The following is a 16,612-nucleotide window of genomic DNA, read 5'->3' on the forward strand; positions in this document are numbered from 1 at the left end:
CGCCCAGCGACCCGTGGCCCCTGCCGTGCGGCCGGGTCCCCGCCCCGGCGGGGGCCCGGCCCTGTGCATGATGACCGTATGCGTGCTGCCCGGCTGATCAGAATGGTGCTGCTGCTGCAGTCCCGTCCCTCGATGACCGCCGCCGAGCTGGCGCGGGAGCTGGAGGTGTCGGAGCGGACGGTCACCCGGGACGCGCAGGCGCTGTCGGAGGCGGGCGTGCCGGTGTACGCGGACCGGGGACGGGCCGGCGGCTACCGGCTGATCGGCGGCTACCGCACCCGGCTGACCGGACTGGCGCGCGACGAGGCGGAGGCGCTGTTCCTGAGCGGTGTGCCCGGCGCGCTGCGGGAGATGGGGCTCCAGGACGCGGCCTCGGCGGCCCGGCTGAAGGTGTCCGCGGCCCTCGGGCCGTCCCTGCGGGACGCGCCGCGGACGGCCGCCCAGCGGTTCCACCTGGACGCGCCGAACTGGTTCACCGAGCCGGCGACGCCCGAGCTGCTGCCCGCCGTGGCGCGGGCGGTGTGGGACGACCGGCGGATCACCGCGCGCTACCGCGGCCGGGAGGCGGAGGTCGAGCGGGAGCTGGAGCCGTACGGCCTGGTGCTGAAGGCGGGGGTCTGGTACCTGTGCGCGCGGGTGGCGGCCGGCGGGCCCTGCCGCGTGTACCGCCTCGACCGGTTCACGGCGGTCGAGGCGGACGGCGAGCGCTTCGAGCGGGACGAGGACTTCGACCTGCCCGCCTTCTGGGAGGAGCGGGCCGAGCAGTTCGCCCGGTCGATCCTGCGGGCCGAGGTGGTGGTGCGGCTGTCCGGCGAGGGGATGCGCAGGCTGCCGTACGCCGTCGATCCGCAGGCCGCCCGGGAGGCGCTGGCCGCGGCGGGCGCGCCCGACGGCGACGGCTGGGTGACGGTGACCCTGCCGGTGGAGTCCGAGGAGGTCGCCCACACCCAGCTCACGGCGCTGGGGCCGGAGGCGGAGGTGCTGGCGCCGGCGGCGCTGCGGGCGCGTCTCGCCGACGACGCGGCCCGGCTCGCCCTCCTGTACGGGGCGCGGCGGTCCGCCGCACTCCGCGTGCGCCCCGCCCGCCCAGGGCCGATGCTGGACCCGTGATGGACGAGACGGAGTTCTGGGAGCTGGTGGACGCCACCCGGGATGCCGCCGAGGGCGACCCCGAGGAGCAGGCCGAGCTGCTGGTGGAGCGTCTGCTGCGGCTCGACCCGGAGCTGGTGCTGGACTTCGCCCGTCACTTCGAGGCCCGCTACAACCGGGCGTACACCTGGGACCTGTGGGGCGCCGCCTGGGTGCTGCTGGACGGCGCGAGCGACGACGCCTTCGACTTCTTCCGCTGCTGGCTGATCGGTCAGGGCCGCGAGGTGTACGAGGGCGCGGTGCACGACCCGGACGCGCTGGCGGACCTGCTGGAGGACTTCGACGAGGAGGTCGACGGCGACGGCGAGGAGCTCGGCTACGCCGCGGACGAGGCGTACGAGCAGCTCACCGGCACCGTCGCGCCCGACCTGGGCATCCCTCCCGCGCCGCTCGAACCGGCGGGCGCCCCCGTCGACTTCGAGAACGAGCGGGCGCTGGCGGAGCGGTATCCCCGGCTGTGGGAGCGCTTCAGGGACTGACCGCACGGACGAGCAGCCGCTCCAGGAGGCGGACTCCCCGTCTCACCGGTGGCGTCCAGCAGCCGGCGAACGCGGTCGGGTCCGACGGCGCTCCCGGGCGAGGGCCGCACGGTGACCGTGTCCGGCGTGGACTTCCGCAGGCGCCGCGCGGCACGCCCAGCGCCGTCCGGCCCGCCTCCCGCAGCTTCCGCAGCTTCCGCAGCCGCTCCCCGCTTCCCCGCGGCCCGCGCGGGCGGCCGCGATCAGCCCGTTGGGACTGGGCTGGTGCACGCCACGCGCCACGGGCGCCCCTGCCGCTGAAGGACGCACGGACGTGCTGAGCGCGCCGACCGCACCGACGGCTCCGGCCGCTCAGGCGGCGGTGCGGCGGCGGCCCGTCGGTTCCGAGGGGAGGTACGCCTGCGTCTCGGCCGCCACCGCGTGGTGCAGCGGCGCCTTGTTGGCCTGGTCGAGCGCGGACGCCGTGGCGGCGGCCGGGCCGACGACGACGGCCGCGACCGCGCAGACCACCGTCCAGAAACGTCCCCTGCTGCTGATGTCGCTCATGTTCCCCACCTCCGGTCGGCTTGTGGTCACGACCGTAGACGGGCGGGATCTGCGTGCCCTGCGCGTCGGCTGTGGCCTCGCTGTGGGTGTGACGAGCGGCCCTGCAGCCGCGCCGCCAGCTCCCTGATCTCCGGCAGGCGGGCGGACAGCGCGGCGCCCGGGCAGCTCGTCCGGTAGCCGTCGTCGTGGCCGGCGATCGCGGGCAGCGCGGCGGAGGCGCCGGCGGGATAGCGGCTGAGGCCGCTGCTGGAGATCAGGTGGACGACGGTGCGCGGATCGACGCCGGCCAGGCCCAGCTTCCAGGCGGCGACGGCGGCGATCGCGTCGGTCATGGCCTTCGGGACGGTCATGCCGGCCGTGAAGGTGCCGATGGCGGCGACGCCGGCCGTGCGGTGGTTGAAGCCCTGGGTGTGGGCGCCGACGACGGGACGGTCGACGCCTCCGGCGCGGCCCTCGTAGATGGTGCCGCAGCGGTCGACGAGGAAGTTGTAGCCGATGTCGTCCCATCCCCGGACACCGGTCTGCTCCTCGTAGATGCGGCGGATGACGCGGGGCGCGTCGGCGCACGCGTACCCGTTGGGCGAGTCGGTGTGGTGGACGACGACGGCGATGACCTCGTCGGCGTAGCGCGGGGGCGGCTGGGGGTGCAGCCGCGCGGGGCCGAGCCAGACCGAGCGGGGCACGATGGGCGGCCGTGCGGCCGGGGGCTGGGCGGGGCGGGTCGCGGGGGCGGGCCGGGGGCGGTGGACGGCGGCCGGCCGGCCGGCGTCGCTCACGAACAGCGCCAGCACGAGGACGGCGGCCAGCGCGGGCAGGCAGACGAGCGTCACCCGCGTGGAGTGGGGCAGCCGGCGTATGCGCGCCACGGTTCGCCTGCGCGCCCTGCGCGCTCTTCGTAAGGCCGGTCGGAAGACACGCATGGTCCCACTGTCGGGCCGATCCCCCCGGTCCGCGATGTGTGGTGTGCCACCCGGTGGAACCATCGTCCCGGTCCGCGACGTTTTTTCGGATACACGCACGCGTGGCCCGGTTCCGGGCGCCGCACGCGCGGGTGACTGATCACCGGGCCCGTCCCGTCCGTACTGAGGGGTCCGAGAGAAAGGCGGCCTGGTGGACCTGCTCGACATCCTCCTGTTGCTGGTGGTCGCGGCCTACGCGGTGTCCGGTTACCGGCGCGGGCTGGTGGCCGGCTGCGTCTCGCTGGCCGGGTTCGTCGGCGGCGCGGTCGTCGGTGTGTGGGTGCTGCCGTCGGTGATGGGCCTGGTGACGCCGGGGACCACCCGGGCGACCGTGACCGCGGTGCTGACCGTGCTGGTGCCGGCCGTGCTGGGGCACGAGCTGGCGGGCAGGCTGGCGCTGCTGCTGCGCCGCGAGCTGGACCGGGGGCCGCTGCGGGTGGCGGACGGGGTCGGCGGGGCCGCGGCCAACACGGTGGCGGTGCTGATCGTGGCGTGGGTGGCGGCGAGCGTGCTGGGCGCGTCGTCGTCGCCGGTGGTCACGACGGCGATCCGGGACTCGGCGCTGCTCGGCACGGTGCAGGAGGCGATGCCGCAGACCACGCCGGCGTGGTTCTCGCGGGCGACGTCGGCGCTGGACCGGGCGGGCTTCCCGCAGGTCTTCAACCCCTTCGAGAACGAGTCGACGGCGCGGGTGGCCGACCCCTCCGGCGACAGCGTCACGGCGAGCGCGACGAACGCGGCGAAGCTGAGCACCGTGAAGATCGAGGGCGTCTCCGGGGACCAGGGCCGGGAGGGCAGCGGGTTCGTGTACGCCCGGGAGCACGTGATGACCAACGCCCACGTGGTGGCCGGGATCGACGCCCCGAGCGTGCGGGTGGGCGGGGTCGGGCCGTCGTACGAGGCGCGGGTGGTGCTGTTCGACCCCGAGCGGGACGTGGCCGTGCTGTACGTGCCGGGGCTGACCGCCCCCGTGCTCCGCTTCGACGACGGCGCGGCGCGCGGGGACTCGGCGGTGGTGGCCGGATATCCGCAGGACGGCGACCTGAACCTGCAGGCGGCGACGGTGGCGAACCGGGTGCGCGCGACCGGCCGGGACATCTACAACGAGTCCACGGTGACACGGGAGATCTACGCGATCCGCTCCACCGTCCGCCCCGGCAACTCCGGCGGCCCGCTGCTGACCACCGACGGCCGGGTCTACGGCGTCGTCTTCGCCCGCTCCACCTCCGACGACGCGACGGGCTACGTCCTGACGGCCACCGAGGTGGCCTCCGACGCCGGGCGCGCGGCCACGGCGACGGCGCCGGTGGACACGGGCGACCTGGTCAGTTCCTGAGGGCGCTCAGGAACCGACGGCCGCGGGAGCCCGGAGGCAGGAACCCGGGGTCACAGGAAGCGGCCCATGAGGACGTCGTCGACGTACGCGCCGTCCAGGCAGAACTCCTCCGGCTGTACGCCCTCGACGACGAAGCCCTCGGACTCGTACAGCTTGCGGGCGGCGGTGTTGTGGCCCAGTACCCGCAGGGTGATGCGGCGGGCGCCGCGGTCCCGGGCCTCTTCGACGGCGGCGCGCAGCAGCGCCCGGCCGACGCCCCTGCCGCGGGCCTCCTCGGCCACCGCCAGCCCGCGGATCTGCCGGACGTGCGCGTTGGACGCCAGTTCGGTGGGGAAGCCGAGGCGGACGTAGCCCACGACACGGCCGTCGGTCTCGGCGACCAGGTGGTCGCCGGGGCCCGCGGTCTCCCGGAAGAAGGGCTCGTACGGCTCCCGCGGGGGCAGGGTGACCGCGTGCAGGGGGGACCAGGTCGCCCGGTCGAGCAGGGACAGGGCGTCCTCGTCGGCGTACGTGGCGTGGCGTATGTGTGTGGCGGACATGACGGTCACTCTATGAGGAGGGCCCCGGAACCGGACCGGGGCCGGAAACGCCCGTACAGGATGGGGATCATGGAGAGTTCACGAATTGCGGTGGCCGGCGCCTCGGGTCTGATCGGCTCGGCGCTGGTGCGGTCCCTGCGGGCCGACGGGCACGAGGTGGTGCGGCTGGTCCGCCGGGCGGCGCGGGAGCGGGACGAGGTGCGCTGGAACCCCGAGGAGGGGTACGTGGACGTGGCCGGGCTCGCCGGGTGCGACGCGGTGGTCAACCTCGCGGGCGCCGGGGTGGGCGACCGGCGGTGGACGGAGGAGTACAAGCGGACGGTCCGCGACAGCCGGGTGCGCGGCACCTCGACGCTGGCGGAGGCGGTCGCCGCGCTGGAGCGCAGGCCGCGGGTGTTCGTGAACGGCAGCGCGATCGGCTTCTACGGCGACACCGGCGACCGCGCGGTCGACGAGAGCGCGCCGCCCGGGGAGGGCTTCCTGCCCGCGCTGTGCGTGGAGTGGGAGGGCGCGGCGGCACCCGCCCAGGAGGCGGGCGTGCGTACGGTGTTCGCGCGGACGGGGCTGGTGGTGGCCCGTTCCGGCGGGGCCTGGGCCCGGCTGTTCCCGCTGTTCAAGGCGGGGCTCGGCGGGCGGATGGGCGACGGGCGGCAGTACTGGTCGTACATCTCGCTGCACGACGAGGTGGCCGCCCTGCGGCATCTGATCGACACCGACGGCCTGTCCGGGCCGGTCAACCTGACCGCCCCCCATCCGCGGACCAACCGGGAGATCACCGCGGCGATGGGGCGCGTGCTGCACCGGCCGACGCTGCTGCCGGTGCCGGCGCCGGTGCTGCGGACGGTGCTCGGCGAGATGGCCGGGGACGTGCTGGGCAGCGCGCGGGTGCTGCCGGCCCGGCTGCTGGCGTCGGGATTCGCGTTCGCTTTCCCGGACATCGAGGAGTCGATCAGGGCGGCGGAAACGCAGCCGTAGCACCCACCGGGCGCGGCGACGGCCGGGCACGACGACCATCGAGCGGCGCCCGCCGAGCCCGGCGACGGCGGAGCACGGCGTCCGCCGGGCACGACGACGGCCGGGCACGACGGCGGCCGGGCACGACGACGGCCGGGCACGACGACGACCGGGCACGACGACGGCCGGGCACGACGACAGCGGAGCACGGCGTCGGTCAGGCACGGCGACGGCCGGGCGCGGCGACAGCCGGGCACGACGACGGCCGAGCACGGCGTCCGCCGGGCACGACGACGGCCGGGCACGGCGACAGCGGAGCACGGCGTCGGTCAGGCACGACGACGGCCGGGCACGGCGACGGCGCACGACGACCATCGAGCCCTGCACCCGCCGAGCCCGGCGACGGCGGAGCGCGGCGAGTGCCGGGGCACGACCGCATGCGACCGGTGTGCGACCGTGCCCTGTCCGTGCGCGACTGCCGACGGTCGGTCACGGCCCTAACCTCGACCCGAACTCGGGTATTCCCGGAGCCTGTCGGGGGCATCACGTCTCCACCGGCCGCGCAACCTCGAGGAGGGGCACGTGCTTGAGCCCATGTACCGGGCGGACGTCGTCATCGTGGGAGCCGGGGTCGCCGGGCTCTCCGCGGCGCACCGGCTGACCAGCGTAGGAGTGACGACCACGGTCCTGGAGGCCGGCCCGTGCGCCGGCGGCCGCATGGCCACGGAGAAGGTCGACGGGTTCCGGCTCGACCGCGTCGGACAGCTGCTGTCCACGGCCTATCCCGAACTACGTCTGACACCCGGTCTCGACGGGCTGGTCCTGCGGCCCTTCGCCCCGGGTGTCCTGCTGCACAGCGACGGGCGCAGGCACCGCGCCGGACTTCCCGCGACCACGGGGGGCGCACGGGGCGCACTCCACGCGGTGCGCGCGCTGGCGAGCACCCCCTCCCGGAGCGCTCCCCGGTCCGGCGCCCCGCTGGGCACCGCCGTAGACCAGGCCCGCCTGGGCACCGCCCTGGCACGCCTGGCCGCCACCCGCGCCGAACGGCTGCTGGCCCGGCCGGAGCTGCCCGCCGGGCAGGCCCTGGCGGCCCGCGGCCTGCCCGCCCGCACGATCGACGGGTTCCTGCGCCCGCTGCTCGCCGCGCTGCTGTGCGACCCGGAGCTGACCACGTCCAGCAGGGTCGCCGACCTCGCACTGCGCGCGTACGCGAGCGGGCGGCTGTGCCTGCCGGAGGGCGGCGCCGAGGCGCTGCCGGAGCTGCTCGCCCGGGGGCTGCCGCCGGGCACCGTGCACACCGGCGTCCGGGTCACCTCCGTCTCCACGAACGGTGTGACCACCGCCGAGCACGGCGAGATCCGCTGCCGGGCGGTGCTGCTGGCGACCGACGCGCGGGCCGCCGCGGAGCTGCTGCCCGGTCTGCGCGTGCCGGACTTCCACCCGGTGACGGTGGTGCACCACGCGACCGACGAGCCGCCCGGCACGGGCGCCTTCCTGCTGCTCGACGCGGACCGGAGCGGCCCGGTCGCGCACACCGCGGTGGTCAGCCGGGTCGATCCCTCCCGCGCGCCCGCGGGCCGCACCCTGGTCTCCTCGACGGTCCTCGGCCCAACCGAGCCGGAGCTGGACACGGCCGTGCGCATGCACCTGGCCCGGCTGTACGGCACCTCGACGGCGCGCTGGGAGACCCTCGCCGTGCACCACACCGCCGAGGCCGTGCCGGCCATGCGGCCCCCGCACGACCTGCGGCGGCCGGTACGCCTGCTGGCGGGCCTGTACGTGTGCGGCGACCACCGCGACACCAGCACGGTGCAGGGCGCCCTGCACTCCGGCCACCGGGCCGCCGCGGCGATCCTGGCCGACCTGGGCGCGGGCTCGATGCACCGGGCCGAACCGCCGGGCACCACGCTGCGGGAGGCTGCCTGAGGCGCCGGTCCGCGACGGGGCCGGCCCGAGGCAGGGCCGGTCCGAGGCAGAGCCGCTCCGAGGCAGAGCCGCTCCGAGGCAGGGCCGCTCCGAGGCGCGACCCGCCCGGGGCGGGGCCGGCCCGAGGTGGGGCCGGCCCGAGGTGGGGCTGGCCCGAGGCACGACCCGCCAGAGGCGGGGCCGGTCTACTGCAGTGCCGCGATTTTGTCGCGGTAGCCCCGCACCGGCGCCGCGTCCTTGTACGGCTCGAGCCGGCGCTCGAAGTCCTTGACGTACTCGACCGCCCGGACCGACCGCATCTCCGCGGACTGCGCGGCGGCCTCCACGCCGAGCCGGCAGGCCTCGTCGAGTTCGCCGAGGCCGAGCCGGGCGGAGGCGAGCACGACACGGCTGAACAGGCGGCTGCGCGCGTAGGAGGGCGCGCGCAGTTGCAGGGAGCGCTCGGCGTGCTGCGCGGCCGCGCGGAACTGCTGCAGGTCCCGGTGGCAGTGCCCGAACTCGTCGGCGAGCTGCGCCTCGTCGAAGGAGCGCGCCCAGGACGGGACCTCGTCGCCGGGGCGGGCCGTCTCCAGGGCGCGTTCGGCGCGCACCAGCGAGGCGGTGCAGTTGCGCACCTCGCCGAGCACGCCGTGTCCGCGCGCCTCGGCCGCGTGCAGCAGCGCCTGCACGAGCGGCGGGGCGCCGGTGCCGACGCCCTGCTGGGCCACCCGCGCGAGCTGCACGGCCTCGCGGCCGTGGCCCAGGTAGACGGCCTGCCGGCTCATGGTGACCAGGACGTAGCTGCCGTAGGCCCGGTCCCCGGCGGCCTGGGCGAGCCGCAGCGCCTGCACGAAGTAGCGCTGGGCGAGCCCGTGCGCGGCGATGTCGTACGACGTCCAGCCCGCGAGCCGGGTCAGGTCGGCGGTGGCGGCGAACAGGCGGCGGCCGGTCTGCTCGCCGTAGCTGCCGCGCAGCATCGGCTCGCACTCGTGCTCCAGGTAGCGCACCAGGGCCTGCCGGGCGTGGCCGCCGCCGTACATGTGGTCGAGGGCGCGGAACAGGTCGGCGACCGAGCGCAGCGCGGCGATGTCGCCGGCGGTGACCTTCTGGCCGGGTGCGCGTTCGGCGCCGCGCTGGCGGGGCACCACGGGACGGCCCTGGGCGGGGACGGTGGGGGTCCGGCCCGCCCGGGCGGCCTCGACGGCGGGGGACGGCTGCTCGCCGCGGGCGACGCGGTCGTCGGCGCGGCCGATCAGCCAGTCCCGGCTGGGCACCACGAGCCCCGCCGCGGTGAACGCGATCCTGCGCAGCTCGGCGTGGCTGCCGGAGTCCTTGCGCCACAGCCCGCTGACGATGTCGACGGCCTCCTCCGGGGTGCCGGCGAACTCCAGCCCCGCGTAGACCGGCGCGCAGGCGTCCAGGCCGAGGTCCTGGGCGGTGAGGCGGCGGCCGAGACGTCGGGTGAAGACCTCGGCGATGAGGGCGGGGGTGGTGCCGCGGGGCTGCTGGCCGCGCAGCCACCGGGTGACGGAGGTCTTGTCGTATCTGAGATCCAGGCCGTGTTCCAGGCCGAGCTGGTCCACCCGGCGGGCGAGACCCGCGTTGGAGAAGCCCGCTTCTGCGATGAGCGCGGCGAGCTGTCGGTTGGGAGTGCGCTGCGCGGGTCGTTCCGTCATCTGCGGTGCGGTCTCCTGCCTTTCGGGCCCCCAGCGGCCTCGAAGGAGTCCGTGGTGCCCGGATTGCCTGTGAGCAGCCCTTATGGCCTGGTGAACGGCGCGAATGTAGCGGAGCGTGAGCGCCCGGTCGCACATTTCGACCTTCATTCATCCGATCGTGTGAGGATTGACCGTGGAGCTGACGCGGTCCGGGCGGACGTACAGTGGCGTGGGCGCATGTCATGCCTTACGGATTCGAGGGAGGCGCTTGCCGTGAGCGAGTTGCGGTTCGTCCAGATGGGGTTCGGCGCACAGGCGGTCGAGTACCGGCAGGCGTGGGACGAACAGCGCCGGGTGCACGCGGCGCGCTTCGCGGACGAGATCCCCGACACCGTCCTGCTCCTGGAGCACCCGCCGGTCTACACCGCCGGCCGGCGCACCGCGGACGACGAGCGCCCCCTGGACGGCACCCCGGTCGTCGACGTCGACCGCGGCGGCAAGATCACCTGGCACGGCCCGGGCCAGCTGGTGGGCTACCCGATCCTGAAGCTGCCGCGTCCGGTGGACGTGGTGGCGCACGTACGCCGGCTCGAGGAGGCCCTGATCCGCACCTGCGCGGAGTTCGGCCTGGAGACCACCCGGGTCGAGGGCCGCAGCGGCGTGTGGGTGCTCGGCGACCCGGTGGAGCGGCGCCCCGCGCTCGGCGGGCTGTCGCTGGACTTCGACCCCCGGCTGCACGACGAGGAGTTCGACCCGCGGCTCAACGGCCCCGAGTACGCACCCTCCAACGCCGGCCAGCGCCGCGAGGACCGCAAGATCGCCGCGATCGGCATCCGGGTCGCCAAGGGCGTCACCATGCACGGCTTCGCCCTGAACGTGAACCCGGACAACCGCTGGTTCGACAAGATCATCCCGTGCGGGATCCGGGACGCGGGGGTCGCCTCGCTGGCCGGCGAGCTGGGCCGGGACGTCACGATCGACGAGGTGCTGCCGGTGGCGCAGCGGCACCTGAGGGACGTCCTGGAGAGCGCGGAGCCGAAGCCGCGGGAGATCGAGCGCGCTTCCGCGTAAGGGGAACGGGCCCCCACTGCCGGGGGTCGGCCCGGCCGGAAGGCCGTACACATCACGGGCGTACCCTGGTGTACGCCGAGGAATCGAAAGCTACAGGGAGCCGCTGTGTCCGCAGTCACCCCCGACGGACGCAAGATGCTGCGCCTGGAGGTCCGCAACAGCCAGACCCCCATCGAGCGCAAGCCCGAGTGGATCAAGACCCGGGCGAAAATGGGCCCCGAGTACACCAAGATGCAGAACCTCGTGAAGAGCGAGGGCCTGCACACGGTCTGCCAGGAAGCGGGCTGCCCGAACATCTACGAGTGCTGGGAGGACCGCGAGGCGACCTTCCTCATCGGCGGCGACCAGTGCACCCGGCGCTGCGACTTCTGCCAGATCGACACCGGCAAGCCCGAGGCGCTCGACCGTGACGAGCCGCGCCGCGTCGGCGAGTCCGTGGTCACCATGGACCTGAACTACGCCACCATCACCGGCGTCGCCCGCGACGACCTCGAGGACGGCGGTGCCTGGCTGTACGCCGAGACCGTGCGGCAGATCCACGAGCAGACCGCCGGCCGCGAGGGCGGGCGCACCAAGGTCGAGCTGCTGGCCCCCGACTTCAACGCGGTCCCCGAGCAGCTCCAGGAGGTCTTCTCCTCCCGGCCCGAGGTCTTCGCGCACAACGTCGAGACGGTCCCGCGGATCTTCAAGCGGATCCGCCCCGGCTTCCGCTACGAGCGCTCGCTGAAGGTCATCACGGCCGCCCGCGACTACGGCCTGGTCACCAAGTCCAACCTCATCCTCGGCATGGGCGAGACCCGCGAGGAGGTCAGCGACGCGCTGCGGCAGCTCCACGACGCCGGCTGCGAGCTGGTCACCATCACGCAGTACCTGCGCCCGTCCGTGCGCCACCACCCGGTGGAGCGCTGGGTCAAGCCGCAGGAGTTCGTCGAGCTGAAGGAGGAGGCCGAGCAGATCGGCTTCTCCGGGGTCATGTCCGGCCCGCTGGTGCGCTCCTCCTACCGCGCCGGGCGGCTGTACCGGATGGCCGTGGAGCTGCGCCAGTCGGCCGCTCCGCAGAGCGGGGACGCGCACGTCGCCCCGCAGGCCGTGTGACCTGCCTGACACTTCGTCAGCCGGCGCGCCCCGAACGGCGTGCGCCAAGCGTGTGAATTCGCGCACAAGATCCTACCGACCGGTAGCGACCGGATCGGCGCGGTCCCGGCCGTCCTCGCAGATGAGGGCTTCGGCCGGGGCCGCGTCGGCGTTCACCGCCCGCTCATCACCGCACATCGGCGCTTCATGGGCGTTTGACCGGTCAGTCACGCCCTGGTAACACCGAACAGTGACCCTGGAATCACGCCACGTACATCCGCACCCGGAGCCGTACCGAGGGGGACCTCCACCATGCAGGCAGCGCCGCCCGTCCGGGCAACCGTCATTCCGTCCTTCACCGACGCCCTGCGCGCCGTCGAGTCGCTGCTGATGAGCGGCGGCCAGCGCACCGCCCGCCGCAACGCCTGGACCTCCGTCCTGGAGGACCGCCGCCGAGCCAAGGACCGGGTCGAGGCCCAGCGCGTCCTCGAACAGACCGCCACCGCGATGCGCCTGCGCGCCCCTGCCGCGACCGAGAGCCCGCGCGGCTGAGCGACCGGGCCGAGCGGCCAGGCTGAGCGGGCCGGGCCGAGCGGCCAGGCCGAGCAGCCGAGCGGCCGAGCGGCTGAGCGGCCGGAGTGCATGAGGGGCCTCCCCGATCCTCCCGCGCCCCTTCCCCACCGGCACCGCCGTCGTCGACGCTCCCGGGGCCACGTAGACTTCGTGGCATGGCGAGGAAGGAAACCGCAGCGGACGCTGCGAACACCGGGCGACTGAAGCAGATCGCCCTGACTTACAAGATGACCCGCAGGGCCGACAAGAAGATCGGTCTTGTACTCGCGGCTGTCGGCATCATCACCTTCGGTGTCTTCCTCGCGATCGGTTTCTTGATCGGTCACCCCATCTATCTCGGGATCCTGGGCTTCCTGCTCGCTTTCCTCGCGACGGCGATCGTGTTCGGGCGCCGGGCCGAGCGAGCGGCCTTCGGGCAGATGGAGGGCCAGCCGGGCGCCGCTGCGGCCGTGCTCGACAACATCGGCCGGGGCTGGACGACGACCCCCGCGGTGGCGATGAACCGCAGCCAGGACGTGGTGCACCGGGCCGTCGGCAAGGCCGGCATCGTCCTGGTCGCCGAGGGCAACCCGAACCGGGTCAAGAGCCTGCTGGCCGCCGAGAAGAAGAAGATGAACCGCATCGTCGCGGACGTGCCGGTGCACGACGTGATCGTCGGCTCGGGCGAGGGCCAGGTCGAGCTGAAGAAGCTGCGGACCACGATGCTGAAGTTCCCGCGGGTGCTCACCGGCCCCCAGGTCACCGCGACCAACGACCGGCTGCGCGCGCTCGGCGACCTGATGAGCAACATGCCGCTGCCGAAGGGGCCGATGCCGCGGGGCATGAAGCTCCCGAAGGGCGGCCCGAAGGCCCGCTGAGCGCTCCGCCGGATGCGCCGCGTCGTGCCGTCAGCCGACTGCGGCGCCGTCGCGGCCGGTCGCGCAGTTCCCCGCGCCCCTTCGGGGCGTCAGTCGCAGCGCATACGACGGGGGCCGCCCGGAGTGATCCGGGCGGCCCCCGTCGTATGCGCCGGTGCCTCAGATCCGGACCTCGACCGTGCGAGCCAGGCGGTCGTGCAGGCCGCGGCCGTCGCGGTCCCAGATCAGGGCGGGGACCGCCAGGCACAGCAGCGCCGTGCGCAGCAGCGCGCGCAGCGGTTGCACACGGCCGGTGTCCTGCGCGACGACCCGGAGACCGAACAGGCGCTTTCCGGGAGTGAAGCCGACCGTGCCGACCGTCAGCGCGCCCAGCACGAAGAAGACGAGCAGCGCCCAGTTGCCGGTCGACCGGTCGTAGCCATGGGTGATGAGGCCGTATGCGATCAGCAGGCACAGGCCCCAGTCGACGGCCAGGGCGCCCAGGCGCCGTCCCGGGCGGGCGATCGAGCCCGGCCCCTCCTCCGGCAGGCCGAGTTGCTCGCCGCGGTATCCGAAGTCGACTCCGGCGTCCTCGGCGGCCGCGCGGGGGCCCGAGAGCCAGGATCCGATCGCTTCCCTCTTGTCCACGCGTCCACCGTACTGCCCGCGTTTCGCGATCCGGACAGGCGGGGTCGGAGCAGCCCGCGTCCGGTTAACTTGTGCGAAACAAATGGGTCACGCCTGAGAAATCACCCGTATCTAGTGTCGAGGGCACCGTGTGCCACCGCACTGGCCGCACGAAGGAACTACCACCCCGGCAGGACGGTCGGGAGTAGGAGGAGCTGGATGTTCCAGAACGCCGACGAGGCCAAGAAGTTCATCGCGGACGAGGACGTCAAGTTCATCGACGTCCGCTTCTGCGACCTGCCGGGCGTCATGCAGCACTTCTCGCTGCCTGCCGAGGCGTTCGACCCCGACGACGAGCAGGCGTTCGACGGTTCGTCGATCCGTGGCTTCCAGGCCATCCACGAGTCCGACATGGCGCTGCGCCCCGACCTGTCGACCGCGCGGCTGGACCCCTTCCGCCGCGACAAGACGCTCAACATCAACTTCTTCATCCACGACCCGATCACGGGCGAGCAGTACTCCCGTGACCCGCGCAACGTGGCGAAGAAGGCCGAGGCATACCTGGCCTCCACCGGTATCGCGGACACCGCGTACTTCGGTCCGGAGGCCGAGTTCTACGTCTTCGACAACGTGCGCTTCAAGACGTCCGAGAACGAGTCCTTCTACCACATCGACTCCGAGGCGGGCGCCTGGAACACCGGCGCCCTCGAGGACAACCGTGGTTACAAGGTCCGCTACAAGGGCGGCTACTTCCCGGTCCCGCCGGTCGACCACTTCGCCGACCTGCGCGCCGAGATCTCCCTGGAGCTGGCCAAGGCCGGCCTGCAGGTCGAGCGCCAGCACCACGAGGTCGGCACCGCCGGCCAGGCCGAGATCAACTACAAGTTCAACACGCTGCTCGCCGCCGCCGACGACCTCCAGCTCTTCAAGTACATCGTGAAGAACGTCGCCTGGCGCAACGGCAAGACCGCGACCTTCATGCCGAAGCCGATCTTCGGCGACAACGGCTCGGGCATGCACGTGCACCAGTCGCTGTGGAGCAACGGCGAGCCGCTGTTCTACGACGAGCAGGGCTACGCCGGCCTGTCGGACACCGCCCGCTACTACATCGGCGGCATCCTCAAGCACGCCCCGTCGCTGCTGGCCTTCACCAACCCGACGGTGAACTCGTACCACCGCCTGGTGCCGGGCTTCGAGGCGCCGGTGAACCTGGTGTACTCGCAGCGCAACCGCTCCGCGGCCATGCGCATCCCGATCACGGGCTCGAACCCGAAGGCCAAGCGCGTCGAGTTCCGCGCGCCCGACGCCTCCGGCAACCCGTACCTGGCCTTCGCGGCGCTGCTGCTCGCGGGCCTGGACGGCATCAAGAACAAGATCGAGCCGGCCGAGCCGATCGACAAGGACCTGTACGAGCTGGCTCCCGAGGAGCACGCGAACGTCGCCCAGGTCCCGACCTCGCTCCCGGCCGTCCTCGACTCGCTGGAGCGCGACCACGAGTTCCTGCTCGCCGGTGACGTGTTCACCTCCGACCTGATCGAGACGTGGATCGACTTCAAGCGCGCGAACGAGATCGCTCCGCTGCAGCTGCGTCCGCACCCGCACGAGTTCGAGCTGTACTTCGACGTGTGACAGGCGGGGTGATCCGGCGCTGATCGGACTTGCGCCGACGAGCACCGGATCGCCCTCCTGACCCGCGGAAACAGCCGCGAACAGTCGCGAACAGTCGTGGCAGAGGCCCAGCCGCTCACTACGGTGAGCGGCTGGGCCTTTGTGTTCTTCGCCTTTCGGCCGCCGGTGAGAATGGGGCGACGGCGAGGTGCGCGGAGCGAACGGCGGTGGCAGGTGTCGAGTGTGGCGGGCGACGGACGTCCGGTGACGTTGCAGGAGATCGCACAGCGGCTGGGGCTGCATGTCTCGACGGTTTCCCGGGTGCTGAACGGTCCGGCCCGGGAGCAGGGGCGCGCGGCGTCCGGCGAGACGGCCCGGCGGATCAAGGAGCTCGCCGACGAACTGGGCTACCGGCCCAACCCGCACGCCACCAGTCTGCGCACCCGGCGCGGCAATCTCATCGGCGTACTGTTCCCGCGGCTGGCGGAGATCGTGGTGGCGACCATCTACGAGGGGGTGGAGGAGGAGGCGACCGAGCACGGGTTCTCCACGTTCGTCACCAACACCCACGACGATCCGGCCGTGCAGCGCGACCGGATCGCGATGATGCTGGGCCGCCGGGTGGACGGGCTGATCATCGGTGACGCGCATCTGGACGGATCCGCGCTGGCCGGTCCGCCGCTCGAGCAGGTCCCCTTCGTCCTCGTCAACCGCCGGACCGGCACCGACCTCCCCGCCGTGACCTGCGACGACCATCTGGGCGGGCGGCTGGTGGCCGAGCACTTCCTGGCCCTGGGACACCGGCGCGTCGCCGTCATCGCCGGTGAGCCGTTCGCCAGCACCGGAGCCGACCGCACCGCCGGCTTCACCGACCGCTACCGCGAAGCCGGACTGCCCCTGCCCGCCCACCGCGTCCGCCACTGCCGCTTCGACACCACCGGCGGACATCGCGCCGCCACGGAGCTGCTCAGCCGCCCCGACCGGCCGACCGCGGTCTTCGCCGTCAACGACCTCGCCGCGATCGGCGCCGTCGGCGCCGCCCGGGATCTGGGCCTGCGCCTGGGTGAGGACCTGGCCCTGGCCGGCTACAACGACACCCCGCTCGCCGCCGAACTGCCCGTCCCCCTCACCAGCGTCCGCTCGCCCATGGCCGACCTCGGCCGGATCGCCGTACGCCGGCTGCTGCGGCTGATCGCCGGGGACGGTGCCACGTCCGAGCGGCTGCGCCCCGAACTGGTGACCCGCGCCTCCACCGGCTCTCCGGTCGGACCGGCCCTCGGCTGAGGCGCGGTGGGCGC

General features: G+C 73.7%; 16 protein-coding genes. 11 read left to right on the forward strand and 5 right to left on the reverse strand.

The features are described 5' to 3' along the window. Window positions 1-78: 78 nt before the first annotated feature. Window positions 79-1,110 (forward strand): WYL domain-containing protein, encoded by a 1,032-nt coding sequence (locus AB0G63_RS21065; protein WP_360752289.1) that lies wholly within the window; start codon window positions 79-81, stop codon window positions 1,108-1,110. Next, on the forward strand, window positions 1,110-1,628 hold the full coding sequence (locus AB0G63_RS21070; RefSeq protein WP_360752412.1) for a DUF4240 domain-containing protein: 519 nt from the start codon (window positions 1,110-1,112) through the stop codon (window positions 1,626-1,628). Before AB0G63_RS21065 ends, AB0G63_RS21070 begins: the two co-directional genes overlap by 1 nt. 351 nt (window positions 1,629-1,979) lie before the next feature. Here the strand turns inward: AB0G63_RS21070 and AB0G63_RS21075 are convergent, their stop codons facing one another. Continuing rightward, complete coding sequence (locus AB0G63_RS21075; protein ID WP_360752291.1) at window positions 1,980-2,174, reverse strand: hypothetical protein; 195 nt, start codon at window positions 2,172-2,174, stop codon at window positions 1,980-1,982. 26 nt (window positions 2,175-2,200) lie between these two features. After that, window positions 2,201-3,040: a peptidoglycan recognition protein gene (locus AB0G63_RS21080; RefSeq protein ID WP_360752293.1), complete on the reverse strand. Its 840-nt coding sequence runs from the start codon at window positions 3,038-3,040 to the stop codon at window positions 2,201-2,203. A gap of 244 nt (window positions 3,041-3,284) precedes the next feature. Here AB0G63_RS21080 and AB0G63_RS21085 point away from each other — a divergent pair, with 244 nt between their 5' ends. Then, the gene (locus AB0G63_RS21085) at window positions 3,285-4,469 is read left to right on the forward strand and encodes a MarP family serine protease (protein ID WP_360752295.1); all 1,185 of its coding nucleotides are present in this window, start codon (window positions 3,285-3,287) and stop codon (window positions 4,467-4,469) included. Window positions 4,470-4,519: 50 nt separating this feature from the next. On the opposite strand, the gene AB0G63_RS21090 is transcribed toward AB0G63_RS21085, so the two are convergent. After that, complete coding sequence (locus AB0G63_RS21090) at window positions 4,520-5,008, reverse strand: GNAT family N-acetyltransferase (RefSeq protein ID WP_360752298.1); 489 nt, start codon at window positions 5,006-5,008, stop codon at window positions 4,520-4,522. Between the two features lie 69 nt (window positions 5,009-5,077). Here AB0G63_RS21090 and AB0G63_RS21095 point away from each other — a divergent pair, with 69 nt between their 5' ends. Beyond that, window positions 5,078-5,983, forward strand: coding sequence for a TIGR01777 family oxidoreductase (locus AB0G63_RS21095; protein ID WP_360752301.1), 906 nt, complete (start codon window positions 5,078-5,080; stop codon window positions 5,981-5,983). Window positions 5,984-6,544: 561 nt separating this feature from the next. Then, entirely contained in the window at window positions 6,545-7,891 is a 1,347-nt protein-coding gene (locus tag AB0G63_RS21100) for an NAD(P)/FAD-dependent oxidoreductase (protein ID WP_360752304.1), read from the forward strand. A 185-nt stretch (window positions 7,892-8,076) separates the two neighbouring features. Here the strand turns inward: AB0G63_RS21100 and AB0G63_RS21105 are convergent, their stop codons facing one another. Then, window positions 8,077-9,546: a regulator gene (locus AB0G63_RS21105; protein ID WP_360752307.1), complete on the reverse strand. Its 1,470-nt coding sequence runs from the start codon at window positions 9,544-9,546 to the stop codon at window positions 8,077-8,079. Window positions 9,547-9,798: 252 nt separating this feature from the next. Here AB0G63_RS21105 and lipB point away from each other — a divergent pair, with 252 nt between their 5' ends. The 4 genes from lipB (at window position 9,799) to AB0G63_RS21125 (ending at window position 13,100) form a co-directional block, all read left to right on the forward strand. Next, entirely contained in the window at window positions 9,799-10,596 is a 798-nt protein-coding gene (gene lipB / locus AB0G63_RS21110; protein WP_360752310.1) for a lipoyl(octanoyl) transferase LipB, read from the forward strand. A gap of 105 nt (window positions 10,597-10,701) precedes the next feature. Continuing rightward, complete coding sequence (lipA, locus tag AB0G63_RS21115) at window positions 10,702-11,691, forward strand: lipoyl synthase (RefSeq protein WP_360752313.1); 990 nt, start codon at window positions 10,702-10,704, stop codon at window positions 11,689-11,691. 291 nt (window positions 11,692-11,982) lie between these two features. Then, window positions 11,983-12,222 (forward strand): hypothetical protein, encoded by a 240-nt coding sequence (locus AB0G63_RS21120; protein ID WP_360752316.1) that lies wholly within the window; start codon window positions 11,983-11,985, stop codon window positions 12,220-12,222. A 176-nt stretch (window positions 12,223-12,398) separates the two neighbouring features. Then, on the forward strand, window positions 12,399-13,100 hold the full coding sequence (locus AB0G63_RS21125; RefSeq protein WP_360752319.1) for a DUF4191 domain-containing protein: 702 nt from the start codon (window positions 12,399-12,401) through the stop codon (window positions 13,098-13,100). Between the two features lie 159 nt (window positions 13,101-13,259). Here AB0G63_RS21125 and AB0G63_RS21130 read toward each other — a convergent pair whose 3' ends face one another. Further along, window positions 13,260-13,727 (reverse strand): RDD family protein, encoded by a 468-nt coding sequence (locus AB0G63_RS21130; protein ID WP_360752323.1) that lies wholly within the window; start codon window positions 13,725-13,727, stop codon window positions 13,260-13,262. A gap of 198 nt (window positions 13,728-13,925) precedes the next feature. On the opposite strand from AB0G63_RS21130, the gene glnA reads away from it, so the two are divergent. After that, the gene (glnA, locus tag AB0G63_RS21135) at window positions 13,926-15,335 is read left to right on the forward strand and encodes a type I glutamate--ammonia ligase (RefSeq protein WP_360752325.1); all 1,410 of its coding nucleotides are present in this window, start codon (window positions 13,926-13,928) and stop codon (window positions 15,333-15,335) included. Window positions 15,336-15,506: 171 nt separating this feature from the next. Next, window positions 15,507-16,598 carry a substrate-binding domain-containing protein gene (locus AB0G63_RS21140; RefSeq protein ID WP_360752328.1) on the forward strand — a complete coding sequence of 364 codons (1,092 nt, stop codon included), beginning with the start codon at window positions 15,507-15,509 and terminating at the stop codon, window positions 16,596-16,598. The last annotated feature ends 14 nt before the right edge of the window (window positions 16,599-16,612 follow it).

The sequence above is a fragment of the Streptomyces sp. NPDC020996 genome (assembly GCF_040641355.1).
GTDB lineage: Bacteria > Actinomycetota > Actinomycetes > Streptomycetales > Streptomycetaceae > Streptomyces.

What these genes read in the sequence shown, in the direction of transcription:
- AB0G63_RS21140 (WP_360752328.1), top strand. Translation starts at nt 15,507, where the DNA reads ATGGGGCGACGGCGAGGTGCGCGGAGCGAACGGCGGTGGCAGGTGTCG.
- AB0G63_RS21125 (WP_360752319.1), top strand. Translation starts at nt 12,399, where the DNA reads ATGGCGAGGAAGGAAACCGCAGCGGACGCTGCGAACACCGGGCGACTG.
- AB0G63_RS21105 (WP_360752307.1), bottom strand. Translation starts at nt 9,546, where the DNA reads ATGACGGAACGACCCGCGCAGCGCACTCCCAACCGACAGCTCGCCGCG.
- AB0G63_RS21120 (WP_360752316.1), top strand. Translation starts at nt 11,983, where the DNA reads ATGCAGGCAGCGCCGCCCGTCCGGGCAACCGTCATTCCGTCCTTCACC.
- AB0G63_RS21065 (WP_360752289.1), top strand. Translation starts at nt 79, where the DNA reads ATGCGTGCTGCCCGGCTGATCAGAATGGTGCTGCTGCTGCAGTCCCGT.
- AB0G63_RS21070 (WP_360752412.1), top strand. Translation starts at nt 1,110, where the DNA reads ATGGACGAGACGGAGTTCTGGGAGCTGGTGGACGCCACCCGGGATGCC.
- AB0G63_RS21095 (WP_360752301.1), top strand. Translation starts at nt 5,078, where the DNA reads ATGGAGAGTTCACGAATTGCGGTGGCCGGCGCCTCGGGTCTGATCGGC.
- glnA (WP_360752325.1), top strand. Translation starts at nt 13,926, where the DNA reads ATGTTCCAGAACGCCGACGAGGCCAAGAAGTTCATCGCGGACGAGGAC.
- AB0G63_RS21075 (WP_360752291.1), bottom strand. Translation starts at nt 2,174, where the DNA reads ATGAGCGACATCAGCAGCAGGGGACGTTTCTGGACGGTGGTCTGCGCG.
- AB0G63_RS21090 (WP_360752298.1), bottom strand. Translation starts at nt 5,008, where the DNA reads ATGTCCGCCACACACATACGCCACGCCACGTACGCCGACGAGGACGCC.